This window comes from Hymenobacter polaris (assembly GCF_012927305.1).
In the GTDB taxonomy this organism is placed as follows: domain Bacteria; phylum Bacteroidota; class Bacteroidia; order Cytophagales; family Hymenobacteraceae; genus Hymenobacter; species Hymenobacter polaris.
On sequence record NZ_JABBGH010000002.1, the window covers coordinates 508,344 to 532,556 of the forward strand.

General features: G+C 63.3%; 17 protein-coding genes. 6 read left to right on the forward strand and 11 right to left on the reverse strand.

The genetic code is table 11. The features are described from left to right. Positions 1–67 precede the first annotated feature (67 nt). Both HHL22_RS12540 and HHL22_RS12545 read right to left on the reverse strand, forming a co-directional pair. Positions 68–802, reverse strand: coding sequence for a hypothetical protein (locus tag HHL22_RS12540; protein WP_169531697.1), 735 nt, complete (start codon positions 800–802; stop codon positions 68–70). 124 nt (positions 803–926) lie between these two features. Continuing rightward, a complete protein-coding gene (locus HHL22_RS12545) occupies positions 927–1,262 on the reverse strand; it encodes an ASCH/PUA domain-containing protein (RefSeq protein WP_169531698.1) in 336 nt (111 codons plus the stop codon). A gap of 373 nt (positions 1,263–1,635) precedes the next feature. Here HHL22_RS12545 and HHL22_RS12550 point away from each other — a divergent pair, with 373 nt between their 5' ends. After that, positions 1,636–2,526: an alpha/beta hydrolase gene (locus HHL22_RS12550; protein WP_169531700.1), complete on the forward strand. Its 891-nt coding sequence runs from the start codon at positions 1,636–1,638 to the stop codon at positions 2,524–2,526. 120 nt (positions 2,527–2,646) lie between these two features. Here the strand turns inward: HHL22_RS12550 and HHL22_RS12555 are convergent, their stop codons facing one another. The 6 genes from HHL22_RS12555 to HHL22_RS12580 all read right to left on the reverse strand — a co-directional run bounded on the left by HHL22_RS12555 (position 2,647) and on the right by HHL22_RS12580 (position 9,582). Beyond that, complete coding sequence (locus HHL22_RS12555) at positions 2,647–3,441, reverse strand: DUF4097 family beta strand repeat-containing protein (RefSeq protein WP_169531701.1); 795 nt, start codon at positions 3,439–3,441, stop codon at positions 2,647–2,649. Positions 3,442–3,605: 164 nt separating this feature from the next. Beyond that, positions 3,606–4,361 (reverse strand): energy transducer TonB, encoded by a 756-nt coding sequence (locus tag HHL22_RS12560; protein WP_169531702.1) that lies wholly within the window; start codon positions 4,359–4,361, stop codon positions 3,606–3,608. A 74-nt stretch (positions 4,362–4,435) separates the two neighbouring features. Next, positions 4,436–6,562, reverse strand: a complete 2,127-nt coding sequence (locus HHL22_RS12565; protein ID WP_169531704.1) for a prolyl oligopeptidase family serine peptidase — start codon at positions 6,560–6,562, stop codon at positions 4,436–4,438. Positions 6,563–6,747: 185 nt separating this feature from the next. Then, positions 6,748–7,236 (reverse strand): methylated-DNA--[protein]-cysteine S-methyltransferase, encoded by a 489-nt coding sequence (locus HHL22_RS12570; protein WP_169531705.1) that lies wholly within the window; start codon positions 7,234–7,236, stop codon positions 6,748–6,750. A gap of 179 nt (positions 7,237–7,415) precedes the next feature. Further along, positions 7,416–8,621 carry an amine oxidase gene (locus HHL22_RS12575; RefSeq protein WP_169531706.1) on the reverse strand — a complete coding sequence of 402 codons (1,206 nt, stop codon included), beginning with the start codon at positions 8,619–8,621 and terminating at the stop codon, positions 7,416–7,418. A gap of 37 nt (positions 8,622–8,658) precedes the next feature. Next, positions 8,659–9,582, reverse strand: a complete 924-nt coding sequence (locus tag HHL22_RS12580) for a cation diffusion facilitator family transporter (protein WP_169531707.1) — start codon at positions 9,580–9,582, stop codon at positions 8,659–8,661. A 279-nt stretch (positions 9,583–9,861) separates the two neighbouring features. On the opposite strand from HHL22_RS12580, the gene HHL22_RS12585 reads away from it, so the two are divergent. Further along, complete coding sequence (locus HHL22_RS12585) at positions 9,862–10,242, forward strand: hypothetical protein (protein WP_169531708.1); 381 nt, start codon at positions 9,862–9,864, stop codon at positions 10,240–10,242. A gap of 259 nt (positions 10,243–10,501) precedes the next feature. On the opposite strand, the gene HHL22_RS12590 is transcribed toward HHL22_RS12585, so the two are convergent. Next, on the reverse strand, positions 10,502–13,255 hold the full coding sequence (locus tag HHL22_RS12590) for a 4-alpha-glucanotransferase (RefSeq protein WP_169531709.1): 2,754 nt from the start codon (positions 13,253–13,255) through the stop codon (positions 10,502–10,504). 115 nt (positions 13,256–13,370) lie between these two features. Between HHL22_RS12590 and HHL22_RS12595 the strand changes: the two genes are divergently transcribed. After that, complete coding sequence (locus tag HHL22_RS12595) at positions 13,371–14,129, forward strand: hypothetical protein (protein WP_169531710.1); 759 nt, start codon at positions 13,371–13,373, stop codon at positions 14,127–14,129. Between the two features lie 160 nt (positions 14,130–14,289). Here HHL22_RS12595 and HHL22_RS12600 read toward each other — a convergent pair whose 3' ends face one another. Next, positions 14,290–15,609: an amidohydrolase gene (locus HHL22_RS12600; RefSeq protein ID WP_169531711.1), complete on the reverse strand. Its 1,320-nt coding sequence runs from the start codon at positions 15,607–15,609 to the stop codon at positions 14,290–14,292. 406 nt (positions 15,610–16,015) lie between these two features. On the opposite strand from HHL22_RS12600, the gene HHL22_RS12605 reads away from it, so the two are divergent. Both HHL22_RS12605 and HHL22_RS12610 read left to right on the forward strand, forming a co-directional pair. Beyond that, on the forward strand, positions 16,016–16,717 hold the full coding sequence (locus HHL22_RS12605) for a phosphatase PAP2-related protein (RefSeq protein ID WP_169531712.1): 702 nt from the start codon (positions 16,016–16,018) through the stop codon (positions 16,715–16,717). An 810-nt stretch (positions 16,718–17,527) separates the two neighbouring features. Further along, positions 17,528–21,817 carry a LamG-like jellyroll fold domain-containing protein gene (locus HHL22_RS12610; protein WP_169531713.1) on the forward strand — a complete coding sequence of 1,430 codons (4,290 nt, stop codon included), beginning with the start codon at positions 17,528–17,530 and terminating at the stop codon, positions 21,815–21,817. A gap of 90 nt (positions 21,818–21,907) precedes the next feature. On the opposite strand, the gene HHL22_RS12615 is transcribed toward HHL22_RS12610, so the two are convergent. Beyond that, the gene (locus HHL22_RS12615; RefSeq protein ID WP_169531714.1) at positions 21,908–23,338 is read right to left on the reverse strand and encodes an MATE family efflux transporter; all 1,431 of its coding nucleotides are present in this window, start codon (positions 23,336–23,338) and stop codon (positions 21,908–21,910) included. A 281-nt stretch (positions 23,339–23,619) separates the two neighbouring features. On the opposite strand from HHL22_RS12615, the gene HHL22_RS12620 reads away from it, so the two are divergent. Then, positions 23,620–24,126 carry a pyridoxamine 5'-phosphate oxidase family protein gene (locus tag HHL22_RS12620; RefSeq protein ID WP_169531715.1) on the forward strand — a complete coding sequence of 169 codons (507 nt, stop codon included), beginning with the start codon at positions 23,620–23,622 and terminating at the stop codon, positions 24,124–24,126. Positions 24,127–24,213: the final 87 nt, after the last annotated feature.

Here is a 24,213-nt window from a genome sequence, read left to right on the forward strand (position 1 = left end):
TAAAATGTAAAAATTAGTAAACAGCCTAGTTTTTACATTTTATACATTCCCTACCTCGCCACATTTCTTACTTAAACTTGCCATCCGGGTCGGGCGCCTTGGCCATGAGCTGGGTTAGGAAGCCAAAGTCGAGGCTGCCGAGGCTGTAGCTCTGGCCCTTGTGCACCGCCTGCCAGGCGCCCGCGTAGTCTTCCTGGAAGTACTTAACGCGGGCCGAGGTTTGCCAGGCGTTGGCGTTGGTTGAGTCGGCGGCCAGGGCGCGCTGGGCGTAGTCGGCGGCCAGGGTCAGGTCCTTTTTCTTCTTGGTTTGCTCGTAGCGGGTCAGCGTGTTGGTGGCCGCGTCGTTGAGCAGGCGGCTATCGGCGGGCGCCACGGCCAGGCCCTGGGCCAGCAGCGCCTGAATAGCCTCGGGCGAGGGGTTGGGGCGCTGGCTTACCAGCACAGCCAGGCCGCGGTAGGCATCGGCATTCTTGGGGTCGAGGGCGTAGGCCAGGTTGAAGCGTACGGCCGCCGTATCGGGCTGGTTTTCTTGCAGATACTCGTAGCCTTTCTGGCTGAAGAACCGGCTGGCTTCGGGTCGCGAGGCAAAGCTACGGTCGATGTCGGCCAGCACAGCCGCGCCAATTACCTGCTGGGCCTGGGCGGGCGAAACGCCGCCAAACAGCGGCTGCAAACGCTGGGGACCAGTGGCGGTGGGTGCCGGCTCGTTTTTACCTTTCTTCTGGGCTAGGGCGGGCTGGGCGGCGGCGCCGAGGGCCAGCAGCAGCAGGGCAGCCCGGCCACGGCGGGTGGGAGAGTTCAACCAGGAAAACACGTCGGCAAGCAATAAGATAGTGGAACGACCCTAGGGCCGGACTACAAAAATAAGCCGCGATTGATAGTGTTTAATGGCTAATGAGTAGTGATTAACCATTAAATACTACTTCCTACCACAGGCGGGTGTCGGTGATGCCGGCTGGCAGCGGGGCTACGTTGCCCAGCCCCAGCACGCACCAGCCCTCCTGCACGCCAAACTCGCCGCCGCATAGCACGTGGCTGACGTAGCGCAGCAGGGTTTGGCCGCTGTATTCGTGGCGGTCGGGGTCGTATTCGCGCAGCAGTAGCGCGTCGCCTACTTGGAAGTCGTAGTCGTTTTCGCGCACGTCGAAGGGCTTGGTGCCGGCTGCCACGGCGGCAAAGCACTGCGGCCAGAGCTGCAGCTCGTGGGTGCGGTGGCTGGCGGTGGTGACGGTAGAAACGGGCGATGAACTATAGCGAGACATAGGGTAAAAAGCAAAGATGGAAAAAAGAAAAAAGCGGCCCGCGCCCGGCCCGCACCCCCGCCTGGGTGGCGCCCCTAGGGCCAGTTCGTTTTTCCAGTGGGCTTCGGAAAAAAGGCTTGGCGGCCGGGGGCTGCGCCGGGTGGCGCAACGGGGATAATGGTTAAGTTACAAAATTTTGGCCAAAGTACTGGCAATGCCTTCGACCAAACAGGTTACCGGCGGGTTGAAAACCGACTTATAGCAAGCCAACTTTTTAGATTCACCGCCAGTATCTTGTGTGTCAAACGTGCAATCAATCTGTAGGTTAGCAACGCATTTGGGGCTAACAAAACCATAACCTGAGCCGTTGGCGCGGGCCAGCCGTATTGAGGGCATGAAAAAGCTATTCCGCTGGCTGGCGCTGCCGCCGCTGGGCTTGCTGCTGGCGGCCGGCGCGGTGCTGGGCACCCACGAGTGGGCCGTGGCCCAGGCCAGCCGCCGCGTGGCCGATATTGCCTACAAGCCCACCACCGCTCCCGGCTTCGATGCGGTAAGCAACCAACTCGACGTGTACCAGCCCAAGAAGCCGGCCGCGCCGCGCCCGGTGGTGCTGTTCATCCACGGGGGCAGCTGGAGCAGCGGCAGCAAAGACGACTTCCTCTACAAGGCCATTGGCCGGCGGCTGGCCCGCCAGGGCTTCGTGGGGGTTGTCATCAGCTACCGGCTGGCCCCTGGGGTGCTGGTACCCGCGCAAGCCGACGACTGCGCCGCCGCCCTGGCCTGGACCGTGCAGCACGCCGCCGAGTACGGTGGCAACCCCCAGCGCATCATCCTGATGGGCCACTCGGCGGGGGGCGGGCTGGCGGCGCTGCTGGCCACGGGCTCCGACACGCTAGTGTCGAAGTATGGCCTAGGGCCCCGCGCCGCCCACGCCGTGCTGCTCGACGACCCCGCCGGCCTCGACATGCTCGACTACCTCACGCGCATGGAGTACCCCAACGACGAGCAGTACCTGGTGCCGTTTAGCCGCGACCCGGCGGTGTGGCGGCAGGCGTCGGCGCTGTACCATATGCGGGCGGGGGCGCCACCCTACAGCCTCTATATCGGCGGCAACACGTATCCTGGCATTATGAAGAGCGCAGTGAAGTTTCGGGAGCGCCTTGCGGCCCTAGGGCAGCCGCCGAAGTACGTGGTGCAGCCCGGCAAGAAGCACGTGCCTATGGTGCTGCAGCTGCTGTGGCCTGGTAATGAGCTGTATAAAGAGCTGCACCGGCTGGCCCAGTAACGCCAAGTTCCGGCTTGGCGCCTTGCTGAACTAACCAGGCAGGTGTCGTTCAACGAGGCACCAAGCCGGAGCTTGGCGTTACTGGGCCGGCCTATACCCTAGGCCCTGCGCAAGCCAAAACTAGCCTTGCTGAATAACTACGCTGCCATTGGTGGTGATGGCCTTCACTGCGGGGCCGCCTTTGCCGAGGGTAGTATTCACTTCGTGGTGGTGGCCTTTGGGGTCGGTTTGGGGCAGCGCGGTGCGCAGGCCGCCATTGGTGGTGCCGGTGTAGAGCTGGGCCGAGTAGTCGGTGGGGAGGTGCCAGCGAATGCTGCCGTTGGTGGTTTCCACGTCGAGGCCCTGGCCCTGCCACTGGCGGCCGCTGAGGTTGATGGTCAGGCTGCCGTTGGTGGTATGGCCCGTCACCTGCCCACCGAGGTCGGTGAGCGATACGCTGCCATTCTGGGCGCTGAACGTGATGGCCGCTTGCACGCCCGCCAGCCGAATGCTGCCGTTGTGGGTAGTGAGGGCGAGGGCCGTGCGGCGGGGCACAAATACCTCGTAGCTGACGGCCGCGTTCTGCCCATCGGCGGGTACGGAGGCGCGCAGCACATTGCCCGCGGTGCTGATTTTAATGCCTGCCACGTGCTCCTGGGCCTGCGCCTCGGTGTCGGCCCAGGCCTTCACCACGGCCCGAATGCGCACGTCGGGCCCGTCCCAGCCCTTCACGCTGACGCTGCCGTTGGTGCTTCCCTCCACCGTCAGGGGCTGCCCAGCCGGGGCCGGCATGGTGAGGTCGCGGGTTTCGCAAAACGTTTTCTGGTGGTTGAAGCCCTGGTCTTGGCAGGTAGCGGTGAAAGTGGGTGCCGGAACGGTTTGGGCGGTGGCGGCTAAGCCGCTGGCCACCAGTAGGCCTAGGAATAACGCTTTCATGTGCAAGTAGCTAACAAGGTGAAAAAAGGCCCCGAACGGCGGCAACAACCCGAGTACCGGCCGCCGCACCATTCGTTACAGGGCCGCGCGCTTTTTCTGGTTTATTACCTCGGCCTTCGGCCCTAGGGTAGCTGCTGGCGCATGAAGCCGCGCCCAAAGCTGCGCTATTGCAGCCGCAGCGTGATGGGCGTAGTGAAGCTTACGCTGACGGCTTTGCCGTCTTGCTGGCCAGGCGTAAAGCGTTTGAGCGCGTACACAGACTTGATGGCTTCGGCGTCGATGGAGGGAAACAGGGCCTGGGTAACTACTACGTTCTCCACCTGCCCCGTTGCGTTGACGGTGAACCGCACGAGTACCCGGCCCTCGATGCCTCGGCGGCGGGCATCTTTGGGATAGCGAAAATTGCGGGATATGGCGCTGACAATAGCCTGAAAGCCCCCGTCGCCTTCCGAATAGCGCGGCATGATTTCAAACTCGAAGAAGGGCACCGGGGTACCGTCGGGCGCAAAGCACTCGCCGGTGCCGCGCTGGTCGGCCGCGTAGCGCTCGCGGCGCTTTAGCTGCCCACCGGGGTAGTAGAGCCGGAGTTCGCCCGCCCGCTTGCCGTGGTCAAACTCAGCGTGCGTAGTCAATAGGCCGGCTTTGTCAAAATATTCGCTCGTGCCGTGGTAGCTGCGCGTTCGGATGTTGGCAAATTCTTCGCGGCTTTGTAACTGGCCACTTAAGTAGTAGTCGCGCACTTCCCCGGCCGTGCTATCGCGCCACTCGGTTTCGCGCCGGTAGTGGGCCCCGGCTGCCGAAGGCAACACGTGCCAGGTTGAATCCAGAAACTCCTTCTTTAACGGGGGAATAGTTTGCTGCGCGGCGGCTTCGCCTAGGCCCAGGCCAGCGCAAAAGAGGCTACTTATCAAGTACTTCATGCCCAAAAATAAAGCTGGGGGCTAGCTACTTCTGCAGCTTACCCCCAGCTTTACAGAAGATTCCTTTACCAGTGCTACAGCGCCTGTTTATACCCTAGGCCCATATTCTCGAACATAAACGCCCACTTGTCGGTCTGCTCGGCGATGACCTGGGCGGTGCTGCGGCCCGCGCCGTGGCCGGCTTTAGTTTCGATGCGGATGAGCACCGGGGCCGGGCCCTGCTGGTCTTCCTGCAGGCGCGAGGCAAACTTGAACGAGTGCGCCGGCACCACGCGGTCGTCGTGGTCGGCGGTGGTGATGAGCGTGGCGGGATAGGCGGCCGGCTTCAGGGCGTGGTAGGGCGAGTACTTGTAGAGGTAGTTGAACATCTCGGGCGAGTCCTGGGCCGTGCCGTAGTCGTAGGCCCAGCCGGCGCCGGCCGTAAACTGGTTGTAGCGCAGCATGTCCATCACGCCCACGGCCGGGAAGGCTACCTTGAACAGCTCGGGGCGCTGGCTCATGGTGGCGCCCACCAGCAAGCCGCCGTTCGAGCCGCCCGAAATGGCCAAGTAGTCCTTGCTGGTGTAGTTGTTCTTAATCAGGTACTCGGCCGCCGCGATGTAGTCGTCGAACACGTTCTGCTTCTGCAGCTTGGTGCCGGCCAGGTGCCACTTCTCGCCATACTCGCCGCCGCCGCGCAGGTTGGGCACCGCGTACACGCCGCCCTGCTCCAGCAAGATGATGTTGGAGGTGCTGAAGGCGGGGGTGATGTTCACACCGAAGCCGCCGTAGGCGTAGAGCAGCGTGGGATTCTTGCCATTTAGGGCCAGGCCCTTCTTGTAGGTGATGAGCATGGGCACGCGCGTGCCGTCCTTGGAAGTGTAAAACACCTGCTTCGACTCGTACTTGCTGGGGTCGAACTGCACGCCGGCCTTCTTAAACACCGTCGATTTGCCGCTGGCAATGTCGTACTTGAAGATGGTGGGCGGGTACACGTAGGACGTGAAGGTGTAGTAGGTCTCCTTCTCGTTGCGCTTGCCCCCGAAACCGCTAGCCGACCCTAGACCCGGCAGCGCAATGCTGTGCTCCTTCTGCCCAGCGTAGCTGTACTGCTCCACCAGCGAGGTGGCGTCTTTGAGGTAGGTGGCGAAAATCTTGCCGCCCACGGTGTTTACTTCCAGTACGTTGGGCGTTTCGGCAATCAGGTTTTTCCAGTTGGCGGGCTTCGGGGTGGCGGCCTCGGTGGTCACCAGCCGGAAGTTGGGCGCCTGGTAGTTGGTGTAGAGGTAGAGCTTGCTGCCCACGTTGTCGGCCACGCTCACGATGCTCTTCTCATCCGTCACCACCGGCACGATGGCGCTGCCCGGCTTACTGAGGTCCTGGAGGTAGAGCTTGTTGCCGGTGGTGGTATTGGCCGCCGAAATCACCAGGAAGCGCTCGTCCTCGGTGAGGTAGGCGCCGATGTAGCGGTTGGGGTCCTGCTCGCCGCCGAAGATGAGCTTGTCGGCGCTCTGCGGGGTGTTCAGCTTGTGGTAATAGAGCTTGTGCACCTGCGTTTTGCCGGCCAGTTGGCTGCCCTGCTTGGGCTTGTCGTAGCTGCTGTAGTAGAAGCCGTCGTTGCCGCGCCAGGCCAGGCCCGAGAACTTCACGTCCTTGAGCGTGTCGCCCACAATGCGCTTGTCGCTGGCTTGCAGCACAATGGCCTTGTGCCAGTCCGAGCCGCCCTCCGAAATTTGGTAGGCGGCCAGGCTGCCGTCGTGGGTGAACCCTAGGCCCGCCAGCGAAGTCGTGCCGTCCTTGGAGAAGGTATTGGGGTCGAGGAACACCTCGGGCTGGCCGCCCGGCAGCTGCCGGTACAGCACCGACTGGTTTTGCAGGCCGCTGTTTTTCGAGAAGTAGGTGTACTTGCCTTCCTTGCGCGGGGCCGAGTACTTCTCGTAGTTCCAGAGCTTGGTGAGGTGCTGGCGGATGGCCTCGCGGTACGGAATCTTGCTCAGGTAGTCCTGCGTGACCTTATTTTCTTCCTGCACCCAGGCCTTGGTGTCGGTGGCCTGGTCGTTTTCGAGCCAGCGGTAGGGGTCGGCCACCTTGGTGCCGAAGTAGGTGGTGGTGGTGTCCACCTTGCGCGTTTGCGGATAGGGCAGGGGCTTGATGGCCGCCACCTGCCCTAGGGCCGGGCCCGCCGCCAGCAGCGCCGCCGCGAGCAGTAAGGAGTTTTTCATGGGAGAATACTGGGAATGGAATGCACAAAAGAGAGCGTGTGCAAGTAAGCACAAAAAGGCCGTCAACGTCATGCTGAGCCTGTCGAGGCATCTCTACCACGCCGTATCGTTCGGTAGAGATGCTTCGACAAGCGGACGCCAGATGAACATGACGTTCTTTTTTGCGAATAGCTACCCACCACGCCTTACCCAAACAAGCTGCCCTGGCGGGCGGGCTGCTCAAACTCCAGTAGCCACTGCTTGCGCACCAGCCCGCCCGCGTAGCCGGTGAGGGCGCCCGCTGCGCCCACCACCCGGTGGCAGGGCCATACGATGAGCAGCGGGTTGCGCCCATTGGCCGCGCCCACGGCCCGCACGGCCCTAGGGTCGCCCAGCCGCTGGGCCAGTTCCAAGTACGAGGCCGTGCGCCCGTGCCCGATGCCCGCCAGCGCCGCCCACACCCGCCGTTGGAACTCGGTGCCCACTAGAGGCGCCAGCGGCAAATCGAAGTTGCGCAGCTCGCGCCCGAAGTAGGCAGCCAGCTGCCGGTGCGCCTCGCGCAGGCAGTCGGGTACCTCTGCGGCCGGCGTGGGCGCCGCGCCGGTAGCCCGGAAGTCTACTTCGTGCAAGCCCGCGTCGGAGCCGTGCAGCGTGAGCATTCCCACAGGTGAGTACAACGTAGTTAGGGCCGACATACAGTAAAGGTAACCGCTAGTGCGTAAGTCCTAACATATGCAATAAGGCGGTCATGCTGAGCCTGCCGAAGCATCTCTCCCGCGCCGTATTGTGCGGGAGAGATGCTTCGGCAGGCTCAGCATGACCGCCTGTTTAAGTGTGGTGGCAGCCAGCCGACCCCTAGGGCCTCTGGCCGGTGCTATTGCAGCACTAGGCGCGGCTGGCGCTGCGGTTTTGGCTGCGGCTTGGCGGCGGCCACCAGGGCCTGGGCTTCGCGCAGGCCTTCGGCGGCGGGCTCGTGCAGGTGGCGGTAGGGCGGGCCGTCGGGGCGAAGGCCGGCATCCCAGAGGCCCGAGCGGTGCCACTGGTCGAGGTGGTCCCAGTCGGGCCGGTCGATAATGGGGTAGAGGCAGGCGCCCCACAGCGGCAGGCCGGCGCTAATGGCCTGGGCGCACTCGCGGCCAATCATGCGCCACCAAATGGGGCGGTCCACGCCGGGGTGGCTGGTTTCGGTCACCACGAAGGGCCGTTTGTAGCGCTTATGGGCCTGGGCTAGCAGTTCGCTCAAGGGCGTCCAGCGCGGGTCGGGCACGGGGTCGTTCCAGCCGATGTGGCGGTGCGGGTGCAGGTGCCACTGGTTGTCGTAGTAAAAGTTGAAGCCCATGATGTCGAGCAGGCTTTCGTGACCGCCCAGCTCGGGGCACAGCCGGCCCGCCAGAATATCCACCGACTGAAACTGGTTGATGTGCGCGCGCTTGGCCTCGCGGCGGTGGCTTTCCCAGGGGTTGGGCGGCGCTAGGATGTTGATGAGCGGCTCGGTGCTGAGGAAGCGGATGCCGGGGTCGATTTCGCGCATGGCCCAGCTGCCCTCGATGTAGGCGCGCATCAGCCCCAGCTTCACCTCCCAGCCCTGGCCCACGCAGTAGGGCGAAGTGCCGCGCACGTCGCCCCCCAGCCAGCTCATAAAGCTCACCTCGTTGATGGGCGTCACAATCAGGGTTTCGTCGGGCCGCTGGGCGCGGTAGAAGTGCACGAAGGCCCGGCACAGCGCCGCAAAGCGCCGCGCAAACATGGGGTGCAGCGGCGTCAGGTCGTCGGGGTAGCCGAAGTGGCACAGGTCCCACACCTGTTGGATGCCGGCGCGCTGGCCCGCATCCAGCATCACCTGCACGGTGCTCCAATCGTACTGGTAGGGCGTTTTCTCAATCTGGGCCCAGCGAATGCCCTCGCGCACGGTGCGGATGTTAAACGGCCCTAGGTCGGCGTAGTCCTGGTCGATGAGTTGCAGGTGGCCGGTGATGTTCAGAAAATCAACGCGGTGGCCGAAAGCATTGAGCTGGTCGGTGCACTCGTAGCCCCCCCACCAAAAGGAGCGGAAGGGAGAATCAGTCAGTAATTGCGTCATAGCAAGCTAGTGGAAAAGTGAGCAGAACGGCGCTGGCTTACGGGCGGCCAGTCAGCGATTTAGCTTCAATAAAAATGCGGGTAAACTCGGGGTGGCTGGCCCGCACGGCGTCCTGCACGGCTACCACCGCGTGCTCTACCTCGGTAGCCGTGAGTTGGTCCTCGAAGTCTACGTCGAGAGCCAGAATCACCTCGTCGGGGCCTAGGTACATGGTGAGGGGCTGGCGCACCTGCACCACGCCGGGCGTGTGGCGGGCCAGCTGCTGCAGCTCCTTCAGGGTGGTGGCGCTCACGCCCTCGCCCACTATCAGCTGCTTGGTGCGCATCACCAGCAGGATGGCCACTGCCATTAGCAGCAGGCCGATGAGGATGGAAGCGGAGCCGTCGAGGTAAGGATTGTCGAGCACGTGCCCCAAAAACACGCCCACCAGCGCAATGAGCAGGCCTGCCACCGCCGCCCCGTTCTCAAACACGGAGGCGAAAATGGCCGGGTCGCGGCTGGTGCGCAGCGTGCGCCAGAAGCTGCGCCCCGGCACCTGCTGCTCAAGCAGCGCCTTGATGGCCACCCAGGCCGAAGCCCCCTCAAACACGATGGAAAGGCCCAGCACCACGTAGTTCCAGAGCGGGTCGGTGAGCGGCTCGGGCTGCTGCAAGTGCTTGATGCCTTCGTAAAACGACATGCCGCCACCGATGGCAAACACCAGCACCGCCACGATAAGGGCCCAGAAATACAGCTCCTTGCCGTGCCCGAAGGGGTGCTGGTCGTCGGCCGGGCGCTGGCTGCGGTGCATGCCGTAAAGCAGCAGCCCGCCATTGCCGGTATCAACCAGCGAGTGGATGCCCTCGGAGAGCATGGCCGAGGAGCCCGTGAAGTAGGCCGCCACGAATTTGCTGATGGCAATGGCCACGTTGGCCGCCATGCCGCCGTAGAGGGCAAGTTTGGAAGAAGAAGCTGAAGACATAGAATGACAGGGGTGTACGCGCCTAGGGGGCGAGGGTTAGGCCAGGCCAGGGTGTGGCCCGCCTGTCTCATGAGCTAAGAGGCTAGGCAGCAGTCTATTAGATATAAGTTAGCTATATTGCTGCATATGATGCTGGTTAGTAGTTGCTTATCTATATATTTCAGTGGGTATCTTAGGTAAAGATATTTTTTTAACAAGAAAAGCTAATTGACATCTTTTTTCCGTTATCTTAGTTAAAGCAAAGTAAATCTTGCCTTTCTCCTCCCAATCACTCGTGCTATGAACCTTGCCATTACTGCCCGTCTAGGGGCGTTTCTGCTGCTGGCAGCCCCCGCCCTAGCCACCCCCCGCGCCGATAAGCCCCTGAGTGCGCCCGCCAGCGCCGAGCAGTTTGTGCAGGTGTGCGCCAGCCGCCTGGCCCTCACCGAGGCGCAAAGCAGCGGCCTGCGCGAATACCTGGAGCAGGAAATCAACTACCTGGCCGTGCAGCGCGCCAACCACACCGCCGCCGAAGTAGCCGAGCTGCTGCCCGCCGAGCGCGACCAGCTGAATGCCGTAGTCGGCCGCCTAGTGTCGCCCACCCAGCTGCGCCGCTTCCGCGAGCTGGAGGCTACCCCCAAGATGCAGGAATACCTGCGCCAGATGGACCTGGTGAAGTAAGCTAACGATATACTAAAAGAGGCCTATAGCGTGAGCTATAGGCCTCTTTTGTTTTGTGTTAAGCACGGTGATGAGAGGGATGGAAAGCGCAAAAAGCACGTCATGCTTATCTGACGTCCGCCTGTCGAAGCATCTCTGCCGCGCCGCCTAGGGGTTATTCGGTAGAGATGCTTCGGCAAGCTCAGCATGACGGGCTTTTAATTAGCATGACCGCTTTTTTTAGTCGGCTAGTCCTTCTGGTGCAGCATACCCCTAGGGGCTAATACGGCACACCGCGGCCGCTTTCCCTCACCATCGCGTGCAGGGGCTCGTTGAGGCCCACGGCGTCGTTGAGTTCTTCCAGGGTCAGGTGCAGGCGGTACTTCCAAAAGTGCTGCGGGTTGCTGGGCACGTTGATTTGCTCGTCGTGCGGGTTGGCGCGGCGCAGGTGGCCGTCGATGGCCAGCAGGTCTTGCAGCGGGAAGATGGCCCACATGGCTGGCGAGTAAAGGTGCTGCAGCAGTACTTCGCGCACCACCCACGGCTCGGCGTAGTAGGGCGCCAGTTGGCGGGCGTGCCCCAGGGTGGTTTCGTAGAAGCGCTGGGTGCGCACCCGGTCCTCCTCCCACCAGCCGCGCAGCGTGCTCATGTCGTGGCTGCCGGTAGTCACCACGCTCAGGTAGGGCGCGTCGGCGGGGTGGCCAAACTCGGTTTCCGGGTTCGAGGGCATCCGCTGAATGTTGAGCCCTAGGATGCCGAGCTGCTTCATCACGCCGGGCACCGAGGCGGGCACCATGCCCAGGTCCTCGCCCGCGATGAGCATGTTGGTGGCGTAGCGCACGGCCGGCAGCTTCACCAGGCCCTGCTCGCGCCAAAACTCCTCGTGGCGACGGTAGAAGAAGTCCACGTAGATGTCGTCGTAGAGGCGGCGGCGCGCCTCGTCGCCATCCAGCTCCCGAAACGAGTAGGTCTTATTGAGCGTGATGCGCGGGTGGTAGTAGTCGTTGCCGGCCGGGATGAAGAGCACCTCGTTTTGCAGCTGGTAGAGCCCTAGGCGCACGCGCTCGTAAAAAGCCGCCTTGTCGGGCTGGGCGGTGGTTTGCGCGGCCAGGTAGTCCTCTATTTTGCGCTGGGTATTTACCGACTCCTTAAACTGGTAGGTGCCGTAGTCGCCCGCGTTCAAAAACTCCTCGAACACCGCCTGCGCGTCGGCCCCGAAGATGTCCGTCAGCATGTGCCAGCGGATGTAGGGCTCGCACAGCCGGCCGTAGTCAAACCACCCGAGGCGGCGCTGAATCTCGTCGCGGTGCAGCGGCAAATCGGGCGCAAAGTGACCCAGCAGGCCTTCCACCGAGCTTTCGGGCATCTCCCAAATGCGGAAGAACCCCAGGATGTGGTCGATGCGCAGCATGTCGAAGTAGCGCGCCAGGTGGCCCATGCGCTGCTTCCACCACAGATAGTTGTCCTCGGCCATGCGCGCCCAGTTGTAGGTGGGGAAGCGCCAGTTCTGGCCGGTGGTCGAGAAGTCGTCGGGCGGGGCGCCGGCCTGTTGGTCCATGTGGTAGAGCTCGGGTTGCGTCCAGGCGTCCACCGAGTGGCGGTAGATGCCGATGGGCAAGTCGCCCTTCAGCACCACCTGGCGCTCGCGGCCGTACTGCACGGCGGCGCGCAGCTGCTTATCCAAGTGAAACTGGGTGAAGAAATGCACGCCAAACTCGTCGAAGTCGGGCGCGCTTTCGTCGGTCAGCTTATCCGGCTGGTGCGGCACCTGAAACTCCACCGGCCACTGGTGAAAGTCGGCGGTACCAAAGCGGTCGCGCAGGGCCGAAAAGGCGGCGTAGGGCACCAGCCAATTGTGCTGGGTGGCCTTGAAGTGCTGAAACTCGGGGTCGGCTAGAAACTTCTTTTTCTCCTGCTGATACAGCAGCTTGATAAACTTCCACTTGGCGTTCATCACCGGTTCGTAATCCACGAAGTCCTTGGCATTCAGCTCCTGGCGGGTTTGCACCAGTTCAGCCGCCGCCTTCTTGTCCTTGAGCTTAGCCACGGCCTCCAGGTTCAGGTACTGCGGGTGCAGGGCAAACACCGAGATGGCCGCGTAGGGGTACGAGTCCACCCAGGTATGCGTGGCCGTGGTGTCGTTGATGGGCAGAATCTGCACCACGTTCAGGCCCGTTTGCACGGCCCAGTCAACCAGCAGCTGCAGGTCGGTGAACTCGCCCACCCCTAGGCCACTTTCGCTGCGCAGCGAGAACACGGGCATGGCCACGCCCGCCCCGCGCCAGTTGCCGGCCGCGTAGCGAAAGCCTTCGTCATCGAGCACGCGTAGGGCGTGCGCGTCCTTAGCGGGCGGCAGCATCCGGTTGTCGCCGGTTTCGAGCATCATCACGCGCTGCTGCGTGGCATCCCAGAGGCCGTACTTGTAGCTGAGCAGCTGGTCGGGGTGGGCCAGGGTCAGCTCGACCTGCCAGGTGGGGTAGGCGGCGTCGCTCAGCAGCAGCGGCCGGGTATTGTCCCAGCTGCCCAGGGCGGGGTCCGAGCCCAGCACGCATACCTGGTGCTGCGGCGCCACGCGCGGGGCGGCCAGGCGCAGGCGCAGGTTGGCCGGGCCGGGGATGGCAGCGGCCGCTTTCTTCACCTTGGCTTTCACCGTTTTGGCTGGCACCGGCCGGCGGAACAGCGCCTCCGTGAAGGCGGCTGTAAACAGCTCATTCCCGTCCTGGGCCGGCGCCCGCCAAAAGTCGCGCACCTCCAGGTGCGGGGTGGGGGCGCCGGGCAGGGCCAGCGTGCGGTTGTCGCCCCACTCCCACACTACGCCGCCGCCTTCTATTAGCAATACGTACTTGTAAGTCAACTCGATAGCTGGAGCATCGGAGCCAATGGTCAGCTCGCCGCGCCAGCGGGTGGTGGCTTCGTCGTAGTGCAGCGGCAGGGCCTGGGTTAGGTCCCAGCGGCCTAGGGCATCCCACGAGCCGCACAGCACTAACTGCTGGCCATAAGTAGTGCGGTAGGGCAGGGAGAAACTTATCGTCATGGAGGAAGAATCGGGCGGAAATAGCGTGCAAGATACGGCGGCTGGCAATGCCCTGTTGTGCGGCAGCGTTGCCGTACTTTTACCCTCCCGTACCATTATTGCGTACTGCCCGTTTATGCGCACCTCTCCGCTCTTTGCTATTCTTTGGCTCGCCACGCTGGGAGCCGCCCACGCTGGCCCGCCCGGCTACCACGCGCCCCGCCGCCGCTATAATGCTCGCAACCAGGCCTACATCCGGCCGGCCGCGCGCATCCACGGCAGCCTCAACGTGGCTTACTACAACGGGGACCTCACCAACCGGCTGTCCGACAATACCCTGCGGGTGGGCTACGGCGTGGGCGTGACGCAGGCCCTGAGCCCGCGCTTCACTTTCAGCAGCGAGCTAAGCGTGCTGTACTTAAAAGCCAAGGACTTTTACCCCGGCCGCGGCTACAGCTTCGAGAGCACCAACGGGCTGCTGCAAGCCACGCTGCGCTACAACATATTTGAGGACAAGAGTATGTATTCGGGCCTAATGCAGCAGTCCTCGCCCGCCCAGCTCTTCGTGGAGGCCGGCGCCGGGCTGCTGCTCACCAGCCCCACCGCCTACCAAAACGACGGGGCGGGGGGCGCCATCCAGCTGCCCGCCGAGGGCCGCAACAGCTACCCGCTGCTGGCCGGCGCCTTCCCAGTGGGCATCGGCGGCACGCTCAAGGCCTCGCCCCACCTCTACTTCACCCTCGACGCGCTGTATTACTTCACCACTACTGACCTGCTCGACGACATCAGCCAGCGCGCCAATCCTAGGCAACCCGACAATTTCGCCACGCTCACCCTCAAGGTGGAGTACGCCTTCGGTAAGAAGCGCCGCGTACCGCTCACGCACTACGACTAGGCCGGCCCTAGGGCCGGCGCGAGCCGCGGAATCAAAAAGGCGGTCATGCTGAGTCTGTCGAAGCATCTCTACCGCACCGCCTAGGCGGTGCGGTAGAGATGCTTCGACAGACTCAGCATGACCGCCTTTTCCGCTTTTAGGCCGCCATTATGCCCTAGGCCTACTTCTTACTCGCTAGGTAGTCGGCGGCCAGGGTAGCTAGCGTTTTCACCCCTAGGGGAAAAGCACCCTCGTCTACTTTGAAGCCGGACGTGTGGTGGTCGGCCACGGTGGCGGGGTCGGTGCCGGGCGCCATGCCGCCCAAAAAGACAAACAGGCCCGGTACTTTCTCCTGGTAGCAGGCAAAATCCTCGGCCCCAGTCACGGCCTTGATTTCCACCACGTTGGGCGCGCCAGCTGCGCGCTGCAGGGTGGGCAGCATGCGGGCCGTGAGGGCGGGGTCGTTGTAGGTGACGGGCACGTAAGGCTCGATGCCCACCTCGGCGGTGGCGCCGTTGGCCGCCGCAATGCCCTCGGCCGTGCGCTTGATGGCAACCCAGATTTGCTTTTGCACGGTGGGGCTAAAAGCGCGAATGGTGCCCGAGAGCGTCGCATCGGGCGGAATGATGTTGTAGCGCACGCCGGCCTGCACGGTGCCCACCGTCACCACGGCTGCGTCCTGCGTCAGGTCTATCTGGCGGCTCACGATGGTTTGCAGCGCCGTAATGATTTCGGCGGCCGTCACCACCGGGTCTACGCTGCTCCAGGGCTTGGCGCCGTGGCTGCCCTTGCCAATTACCTTCACCGTGAAGCGGTCGGAGCTGGCCATTTCGCCCCTGGGGCGGTACTGCAGCTGCCCCACCGGCGCCGACGCCCAGATGTGTAGCCCGAAGAGGGCGTCCACCTTGGGCTTGTCGAGCACGCCCTCCTGCACCATGAGCTTGGCCCCGCCCACCACGCCGGGCAGCGAGCCCTCCTCGGCGGGCTGGAAGATAAACTTGACGGTGCCCGACAGGTCTTTCTTCACCTGGCTTAGCACCTCGGCCGCGCCCAGCAGCATAGCCACGTGGGTATCGTGGCCGCAGGCGTGCATCACCCCCACGGGTTGGCCCAGGTAGGTGCTCTTCACGGTGCTGGCGAAGGCCAGGCCGGTGGTTTCGGTGAGGGGCAGGCCGTCCATGTCGGCGCGCAGGGCCACTACGGGGCCGGGCTTGCCGCCCCGCAGAATGCCCACCACGCCGGTGCGGGCCACGCCAGTTTGCACTTCCAGGCCCCAGCTCTTGAGCAGACCGGCCACCAGGGCGGCGGTGCGGGTTTCCTCGTTGCCCAGCTCGGGATGCTCGTGCAGGTCGCGCCGCCAGGCCACTACCTTGGCGTTTTCAGCGGCGGCCAGCTGGGCAATGCGGGCGTCGAGGGCGGCATTTTGGGCGCGGGCGGGCCTAGGGGCGGCGGCCAGGGCCAGCCCAAGGGTGGTAAGAACCAGGCGGGTAGAAGTAGTCATGCGGGCCAAGGTACTGCCGGGCCGCCACTGGGTTCAAGGCTGGCAAAAGCCCAGTGGCAGCCCTAGGCCCCAATAAAGCGGTAAATCGGACAAATTTTTGCCGCCGTTCTGAAGGCTAAGGGGCGTGGCGCCCGGCTTAAGCTCCCCCACAGGCCAGCGTAGCTCGCGTCGCACCTAATGATAGCTGGCAGATTCCTCGGCTTGTTTGGTGCAGGGCCAGCCCCCGCGGGGCTCGGGAGGCACCACGCGCGGCGCCCTAGGCTAGGCCCGCAGGCAGTTATAGCTGCGCCGCTAGTGCTTTTTGTAGGGGCAGGGGCCTAGGGTGGGGCCAGCCGCGCTAGGCAGGCGAGACCGCCGCGCTTAATTTTGCACATTACTTCATTGTTACGCGTTATTTATTTTCTCTATGATTACGCCTACGCTAGCTACTTTGCCACCCGTACCAGCAGAAGCCAGCACCCCCCGCGCGGCCTGGCAGCAGGGCTGGGCCCAGCCCGCGTTTCGGCGCAGCTGGCAACTGCAGCTGGCCCTCATGTTTGGGCTGGTGGTGCCGTTTACGCCGTTTTTCTTTCACACCATTCAGCAGCGCCCCGGTTGGCTGCTGCCCGACCCGGTGCTGGACTTGCTGCCGCGCCACGATGTGACGGTGCCCATCTTCCTGCTGGTGTGGGGGGCGGTGGTGCTGGGCGTGGGCTGGCTCACGCGCCATCCGCGCTTGTTTTTACGTGGCATGTGGGCCCTGCTGCTGCTGCTGGTGCTGCGCATGGCCACCATCTGGCTGGTGCCGCTAGTGCCGCCCCTGGCCATGGTGCCCATGGTTGACCCGCTCACCGACACCCTGTTCCATACCACTTCCAGCGAGGCCATTACCAAAGACTTATTCTTCTCGGGCCACACGTCTACCGTGGTCTTGCTGGCGCTGGCCGTGCGCGGGCGCTGGTGGCGCGGGCTGCTGGCCGCCATGGCCGTGGCCGTGGGCGTGCTGGTGCTAGTGCAGCGCGTACACTACACCTACGACGTGCTGGCCGCGCCCTGCTTCTCGTGGTTTGCCTACTGGCTGGGCAGCCGCTTGGTGCAGCGCGCCTGGCCTAGCGCCTACCAAGCCTAATAATACGACCTTTTGGCCCTAGGGCATACCTAGCAGTTCGGCCCCCACAAGGCCGGATTTAGGACTGGCTACGTGGTAGTCTGACCAGAGCAACCGCAGCTTGTGGGTAAAGTAGCCAGTGGCTGCCAAGGGCGGGTAGGCTCGTCGCCGGCCGGTGGGAATTGCGCGATTGGTATGTGAGGGCCGCTCACAGCCAGGGGCCAGCTATTGCTTCTAATCCGGTGTCACTTTAGGCAACTTACTATACCCTAGGCTATTGGGTTGGCGCTAGCGTGGCCCGCTACTATATGGCCGCTGCCAGTTGGTTTAGCTATATGTGCTGGCCAGCCAGATGCCTTAACCCGCGTACGCGGTGGAAGCAGCCTATAACCCTACCGGGCGGTGCACACCGTTTAGTATCCCGTTGGTTTCTCGAACCAGCTAATCACCTGGCAAAGTTGAGGAAATTAAAAAAATATAGGATTATTGGTGTAGTGAATAAAAATTATAGTTTAAGTTATATAATATAGTGTTTATTAATTTTATAAATTATTAAAATTATACAATAAGAGAAAATTAATTATAAAATTGTCTTATCCTTGCTGTATATGATTGATTAGGGTTTATATATTTGCTAAAAGAGAACATTATAGCACTCCTAGATAACTTGTATAATAGCTGTTTATAGCTAAAGTTTATATCAAATAAATTCCTCATTTGTTCTATTGATATTGTAATAATACCTGATTGATGCGTATGAAATATCTCTTCTATCCAACAGCTATTTCAGCTAAAAGTGCCCGTCAGATTTTTTCAATTAATCCCGGTGCTGTGCAAAAACGTGTTGCCTGCGCGCTATGGGCATTTGGTGCTGGCTGGCTGCTGGCTGGCACCCCGGCCTTTGCCCAAACAGCGATAGTGCCAGTGGCCGTGACGGGCTACACGGATGATGTGGTAGCCAATGGCAATAGCCTACCACTTACCAGCACCAGCAATGACTTTGACAACGCCTCCTACGTGCTGATGGAAAAAGGCTACTCACCGCTAATTCAGAACATTGGCACGGCTTCGGGGGGCTTGCCTACCGGGGGACTTATCACCAGCGCTACCGGTAGCGGGGCCACGTACCAACTAGCTAGCTACAGTGCCAACAACTCGTTGCGCGGTGGGGGTACCCTCACGCTGAGTACCCCGCAGGCTGCCACTACCCTGTACCTGCTGGCAGCTACCGGTTCGGGCAGCAGCAATATGGGCGTCACCGTCACCTTCACCGATAATACTACGCAGGTATTTAGCGCTGTTTCGGTGCCCGACTGGTACAATGGGAGTAACTACGCCATCCAGGGGCTAGGGCGCGTCAGCCGGGCCAGCAATGCGCTTATCGGCAACGATGCCTCTAACCCACGGCTCTACGAATTTTCGTTTGCGCTGAGCCCGGCTAATACTACCAAGTCTATCCAGAGCGTGACGACCACGCAGAATGGCGGCGTGCTCAACGTAATGGGCGTGTCGGTAGCCCCCACGGCCATCATTACCAGCATTAGCCCTGGCTCGGCCGGTGCGGGAGTGCCCGCTACCCTCACTGGCGTGGGGCTGGCGGGAGCTACTAGCCTAGTTATCAATGGTGCGCCAGCTACTATCCTTACCAATATGGGCACGGCCATCACATTCCGGGTGCCCGCCGGCGCCAGCGCCACGGGTACCAGCAGCGTAACTACCCCCAATAACACGGCTACCAGTACGGCCTTTACTTACCTGCCGGCCCCTGGCAACGCCCTGGCTTTCGACGGTGCCGATGACTACGTGAGTTTGCCTAGCGGCCTCAATACCGCCAATTTCACTTTTGAGGCGTGGATAAACTACCAGGACAATGGGGGCTGGACGCGCATCTTCGACTTTGGTACCGGCACCACTTCCTGGATGATGCTGACGGCCAAGACGGCTTATGGGAACAACAGCGGCTACCTGGGCTTCGGGATTACGGCCAACCGCAACGCTGGCCCCGAAGTAAACATTTTGTCTACTACTCCCCTGGTGCCAGGGCGGTGGCAGCACGTAGCCGTTACGCTGGCTACCACGGCGGGCATCACCTCGGGCACGCTCTACCTCAATGGCCAGGTGGTGGGCACCAACTCCAACCTGGGCGTGAGCCCAGCCAGCCTGGGCACCCTAACCAACAGCTGGCTGGGCCGCTCGCAATACGGCCAGGACCCGTACCTAAAGGGCTCGCTCGACGAAGTGCGCATTTATAATGCAGCCCTGACACAAGCCCAGGTGCAGGCCGATATGGCCAGCACCGCCAGCGCCGCACCTGGCAGCCTGGCGGCCTACTACAGCTTCGACGAGGGCACGCCCGCCACGGCCAGCACCGGCGCCAACACCGCCCTCACGACCCTCTACAACATCGGCAACGGCGGCAACGGTACCCTCACCAACTTCAGCCTGGCTAGCGGCAACACCACCAGCAACTGGGTGGAGAGCTACGCCCTGGTGGTGCCCACCGCGGCGGCGGCGACGGGCGCGGGCAGCAGCGGCTTCACGGCCAACTGGACGGCCCCGGCCCTAGGGTCGGTAGCCAGCTACTACGTAGATGTGGCCACCAACGCTACCTTCAGCGCCGGCCTGATAACGCGTAGCGTGGCGGCCCCGGCCACCAGCCTGGCCATTACGGGCCTGGCTCCCGGCACCACCTACTACTACCGCGTGCGCGCCGACAAAGCCAGCGTAACCGGCCAGGGCGCCTACTCGGCCACCATGGTGGCGCCTACCTGCGCCGCGCCGCTGGCCGTGGCCCAAAACGTGACGCTGACGCTCGATGCCAACGGGAATGCTACTCTAGGGCCCAGCGCCGCCAACAACGGCAGCACCGCCAACTGCGGCCTGGCCCCGGCCAGCGCCCTAAGCGTAAGCCGCACCACCTTTAGCTGCGCCGACCTGACGCCCACCGCCACCAACGCGGCCCTTACCTTCAGTAATCCTAACCAGTCCAACCAGTACGTGGACCTGGGCAGCAGCGCCACCATGCCCGTGGGCAACAGCGCCTATACCATTGAGGCCTGGGTGAAGCCCACCCAGATGGGCCAGTACGGCATTATTGGCTGGGGCAACTACGGCAACAACAACCAGGTGAACGCCCTGCGCCTCTCGCCCACCGGCCTGCGCAACTATTGGTGGAGCAACGACTTGGATGCCACCACCGCCGACCTGAGCGGCGCCTGGCACCACGTGGCCGCCAGCTACGACCCGGCCACCAACACGCGCTGCCTCTACCTCGACGGGGCGCTGGTGAGCACCGACCAGCCCAGCACCGCTACCCCGCACGCCGTGCCCAACGCCGACAACCTGCGCATCGGCTCCACCAACTTCGGCGAGTTTTTCCCCGGCAGCATCGACGAGGTGCGGGTGTGGAGCGTGACCCGCACGGCCGCTCAAATTGCCGCCACCCGCAGCATGAGCATCCCTGGCAGCACCACCGGCCTGGTGGCCTACTACCGCCTAAATGAGAACGGCGGCACCACCGTGGCCGACGCCACCGGCACGGCCGCCAACGCCGGCACGCTGGTGGGCAGCCCCACCTGGACCGTGCCCGGCGCGCCCGTAGCCTACGGCCAGCCCGTGGCCCTGACCGTGACCGACAACCAGGGCAACACCAGCACCGCCCCGCTGGTAGTAACCGTGGTGGTGCCGGTGGGCACCACTGCCGTAGCCTGGAACGGCGCCGCCAGCACCGACTGGATGAATTGCCATAACTGGAGCTATGGCCTGGTGCCCTCGGCCAGCGTCAGCGTGACGCTGCCCGGCGGCCAAGCCCGCTACCCTAGCCTAACCACTGGCACCTACCCCGTTAGCAGCATCACCATTGCCGGTGGGGCCAGCCTGGCCTCGGCCAGCGGCGCCGAGCTGCAAGTGAATGGCGACTTGAACAACAGCGGCACCATAAGCTTGAGCGGGCCCGTCACCTTTGTGGGGGCGGCCGCTACCCAGGCCCTAGGGGGCAGCAGCGCCACTAGCTTCGGGGACCTGGCCGTGCGCAAAGCCAGCGGCACCGTGCAGCTCGGCCAGAGCGCTACCGTAACCAACAGCCTGACCCTGACCAGCGGCCTGCTCGACACCAAAGCCTACCAGCTGACGCTGGCGCCGGGCGCCACCATCAGCGAGACCGACGCCAGCTACGTGCTGGGCAGCGTGGCCGCCACCCGCACCCTGGCCCCCGGCAGCACCGAAAGCTTTGGCGGCCTGGGCCTGAGCCTGACGCCCGCCCTGGGCTCGACGGCGCCGGGCAGCACGCCGGTGGTGCGCACCACCGGTACGGCCCTGGCGGGCGTAGGCACCAGCCAGAGCATTTTGCGCTACTTCACCATCACGCCCGCCAACAAAACCGGCCTCAACGTGAGTCTAGTGTTCAGCTACTTTGCCCACGAGCTAGCTACCAGCCCAGCTACCCCCGAAGCCAACCTAGCCCTCTTTAAATCGGAAACCGGGGCCAGCAACTCGTGGCTGAGCCAGAATCCGGCTACCCTGAACACCAGCGACAAAACCGTGACCAAGACGGGCATTACCAGCTTCAGCATCTGGACGCTGGCCAACTCGGCCACCCCCCTGCCGGTAGAGCTGGTGAGCTTTGCGGCTGCGGCGCAGGGCCCGGCCGCCGTGCGCCTCACCTGGACCACGGCTTCGGAACTGCACAGCCGCGCGTTTGAGGTAGAGCGCAGCGCGGACGGCGTAACGTTTGCCAAAGTAGGCCAGGTAGCCGCCGCCGGTACTAGCGCCACCACCCGCACCTACTCCCTGCTCGATGCCGCACTACCCGCCGGGGCTAGCAGGCTGCACTACCGCCTGCGCCAGGTAGATCAGGATGGCGCGGCCCACTATACGCCCGTGCGTACCGTGGCCCTAGGGGGCGCGGCCGGCCTGAGCCTCTACCCCAACCCCACGCCGGGCGCCGCCACGCTGAGCGGCGCGGCGGCCGGTGCCTTGGTGCAGGTGCTCGATGCCCTGGGCCGGGTGGTAGCCACCGCCACCGCCGATGCCAACGGCACGGCTACGCTGCCCGCCGGCCTGCCCGCTGGCGTGTACGTGGTGCGCGCCGGCGCCCAGCCTCTGCGCCTCACCGTGGAGTAAGGGTCGAGTAGAAAGGAGACGTTATTTAAAAGGCGGTTGTGCAGCGTGTAGCGAGGCATGACCGCCTTTTTTGCTGCCCGTTGGCCAATGCTAAACCAGTTTTTCCTCCTGCGGCGTGGCGGCGGCCACCTGCGGGGCCAGTGGGTCGGCCAGGTCGCGGCCGTGCCAGTTGCCCTTCCAGTACCAGAGGCCCGCCACGGTCGAAATCAGCACGTTGGCCACCACAAACGACCACCAGATGCCGCGGAAGCCCAGGGCCGTATGGTGCGAGAGGTACCAGGCCGCCGGAAACTGAAACACCCAGATGCCGGTGATAGTGAGCACCATGGCCGAGAGCGTGTTGCCCACTCCCCGAAACGCGCCCGATACCGTTTGCTGCACCCCCGTGAAGCACAGGCTGAGCGCCGCAATGCGCACAAACTCCACCGCCTGCTCGCTCACCAGCGGGTCGCCCCGCAGAAAAAACGCCACCAGCGGCCGGGCCCCCAGCCAGATGAGGCCCCCTAGGGCCAGCAGCGTGGCAAAGCTGACGCCCAGCGCGTAGTTGGCCGTTTGCAGGGCCCTGGGCAGGTTGCGGGCGCCCACGTTTTGGGCCACCAGCGTAGAGCAGGCCAGCGAGATGCCCAACGCCGGAATAATAGCCAGCGCGATAATGCGCGAGCCGATGCCATACGTGGCCAGCACCGCCGTGCCGAAGCCCGCCGCCAGCGTCGTGAGCACCGACAGCCCCAGGGCCCGCGCCGACAAATCGACCGACGAGGGAGCGCCCAGCCGGAAGATGCGCGCCATCAGCGCCCAGTCGGGCCGGAAGCCCCGGAAGCTGAGCTGAATGCCCGAGCGCCCGCGCAGCAGCACCACCAGCCCGGCCACCACGCTTAGCACCTGCGTCACGAGGGTGGCCGCCGCCGAGCCCGCCACGCCCAGTGCCGACACCGGCCCGTAGCCATAAATAAAGAGCGGGTCGAGGGCGAAGTTTAGCCCTAGGGTCACCAGGTTGATGTAGAGCGGAATCTTGACCTCGCCCACGCCCCGCATGAGGGCCTGAAACATGAGGAAGCCAAAGTTGAACGTGAGCCCCCAGAACAGCACCTGCTGAAACTGGTTGGCCGGCTCGAAGATGTCGGGGCCGGCCCCCATCAGGTGCAGAATGGTGGGCGAGGCGAAGTGCGCGCCCACCGTGAGCAGTAGCGCCAGGCCGGTTTCGAGGGCCAGGGCCTGCGCCGCCACGTGGTTGACCATCTTGGTATGGCGGGCGCCAAAATTTTGAGCCACCAGCACCGAGCCGGCCACCGAAAACCCCGACCCCAGGGCAATGAGCAGGAAGTTGACCGGGAAGCTGACGGCCACCGCCGCCACCGCCCGCGAGCCCAGCTGCCCCACCCAAAAGGCGTCGATGAGCTGGTAGCCGGTTTGCAGCACGTTGCCCAGCACAATGGGCCAGGCCAGCGCCAGCAGCGTTTGCAGAATGGGGCCCTGCGTGAGGTTGGGGCGGGCGCGGGCGGCGGTAGCGGACGGGTGCATAGGCTGGTAGTACGGACCGCGCCCGGCCGGGGCTGCCGGCCCGCGCGCGCGCCCACGGGCCCTCGGCCCCCGGCGCTCACCAGACGGCCGTTTTTTTGTGAATTGGCCCCCGTGGGTTAACTGCCAGAAAACCTAGATTTGCGTGGCGCACTACAGCTTAGCTTGCCGGCTGGGAGCTAATAAAATTTTGGCTTTCAAGGCGTAAGCGTGTAACGCGGGGGCTTTAGCAGCGCGTATAGCTGGGGGTTCATCCTTCTCACGTTCCTTTTCCCTTTTTCCCCATGGCCGAGCAAGTTGCAGTTATCCACGACGTTCAAAAGCTCCTGGATAAAATTAAGGAAGTAAAATATACCACCCTCACTACCCTCGACGCGCAGGGCCACCTGCACGGCCGGCCCATGTATACCTGCGAGCCAGGCAACGACGGGGCGCTGTGGTTTTTCACGGAAAACGATGCCCAGAAAGTGAGCGAAATTAAAGCCAACCCGCAGGTAGGCCTCGGTTACAACGACATCGACAACGCCACCTACGTGACCATTGCCGGCCGGGCCGAAGTGACGGAGGACAAAGCAAAAATCAAGGAGCTGTGGCGCGAGGATTTTCGCGGCTTCTTCCCCAAGGGCACCGACGATCCCACGATTGCCCTGCTGAAAGTGACGATTGAAAGCGGCGAATACTGGGACTCGCCCGGTAACATCTTCGTGCGCGCCTTTGCCTACGCCAAGGCCGTGACCACCGGCGAGAAGCACCAGCCCACCCCCGACGAGCAAGCCAAAGTGCAGGCTTAGGGCCAGCCAGGGTCCTAGGGCCCCCTGCCGCAAAAAAGCAAAAGCCCGTCCTGCTGTGCTAGCCGAAGCAACTCTACTGACCACCCT

What these genes read in the sequence shown, in the direction of transcription:
- HHL22_RS12545 (WP_169531698.1), bottom strand. Translation starts at nt 1,262, where the DNA reads ATGTCTCGCTATAGTTCATCGCCCGTTTCTACCGTCACCACCGCCAGC.
- HHL22_RS12550 (WP_169531700.1), top strand. Translation starts at nt 1,636, where the DNA reads ATGAAAAAGCTATTCCGCTGGCTGGCGCTGCCGCCGCTGGGCTTGCTG.
- HHL22_RS12555 (WP_169531701.1), bottom strand. Translation starts at nt 3,441, where the DNA reads ATGAAAGCGTTATTCCTAGGCCTACTGGTGGCCAGCGGCTTAGCCGCC.
- HHL22_RS12560 (WP_169531702.1), bottom strand. Translation starts at nt 4,361, where the DNA reads ATGAAGTACTTGATAAGTAGCCTCTTTTGCGCTGGCCTGGGCCTAGGC.
- HHL22_RS12565 (WP_169531704.1), bottom strand. Translation starts at nt 6,562, where the DNA reads ATGAAAAACTCCTTACTGCTCGCGGCGGCGCTGCTGGCGGCGGGCCCG.
- HHL22_RS12570 (WP_169531705.1), bottom strand. Translation starts at nt 7,236, where the DNA reads ATGTCGGCCCTAACTACGTTGTACTCACCTGTGGGAATGCTCACGCTG.
- HHL22_RS12575 (WP_169531706.1), bottom strand. Translation starts at nt 8,621, where the DNA reads ATGACGCAATTACTGACTGATTCTCCCTTCCGCTCCTTTTGGTGGGGG.
- HHL22_RS12580 (WP_169531707.1), bottom strand. Translation starts at nt 9,582, where the DNA reads ATGTCTTCAGCTTCTTCTTCCAAACTTGCCCTCTACGGCGGCATGGCG.
- HHL22_RS12585 (WP_169531708.1), top strand. Translation starts at nt 9,862, where the DNA reads ATGAACCTTGCCATTACTGCCCGTCTAGGGGCGTTTCTGCTGCTGGCA.
- HHL22_RS12590 (WP_169531709.1), bottom strand. Translation starts at nt 13,255, where the DNA reads ATGACGATAAGTTTCTCCCTGCCCTACCGCACTACTTATGGCCAGCAG.
- HHL22_RS12595 (WP_169531710.1), top strand. Translation starts at nt 13,371, where the DNA reads ATGCGCACCTCTCCGCTCTTTGCTATTCTTTGGCTCGCCACGCTGGGA.
- HHL22_RS12600 (WP_169531711.1), bottom strand. Translation starts at nt 15,609, where the DNA reads ATGACTACTTCTACCCGCCTGGTTCTTACCACCCTTGGGCTGGCCCTG.
- HHL22_RS12605 (WP_169531712.1), top strand. Translation starts at nt 16,016, where the DNA reads ATGATTACGCCTACGCTAGCTACTTTGCCACCCGTACCAGCAGAAGCC.
- HHL22_RS12615 (WP_169531714.1), bottom strand. Translation starts at nt 23,338, where the DNA reads ATGCACCCGTCCGCTACCGCCGCCCGCGCCCGCCCCAACCTCACGCAG.
- HHL22_RS12620 (WP_169531715.1), top strand. Translation starts at nt 23,620, where the DNA reads ATGGCCGAGCAAGTTGCAGTTATCCACGACGTTCAAAAGCTCCTGGAT.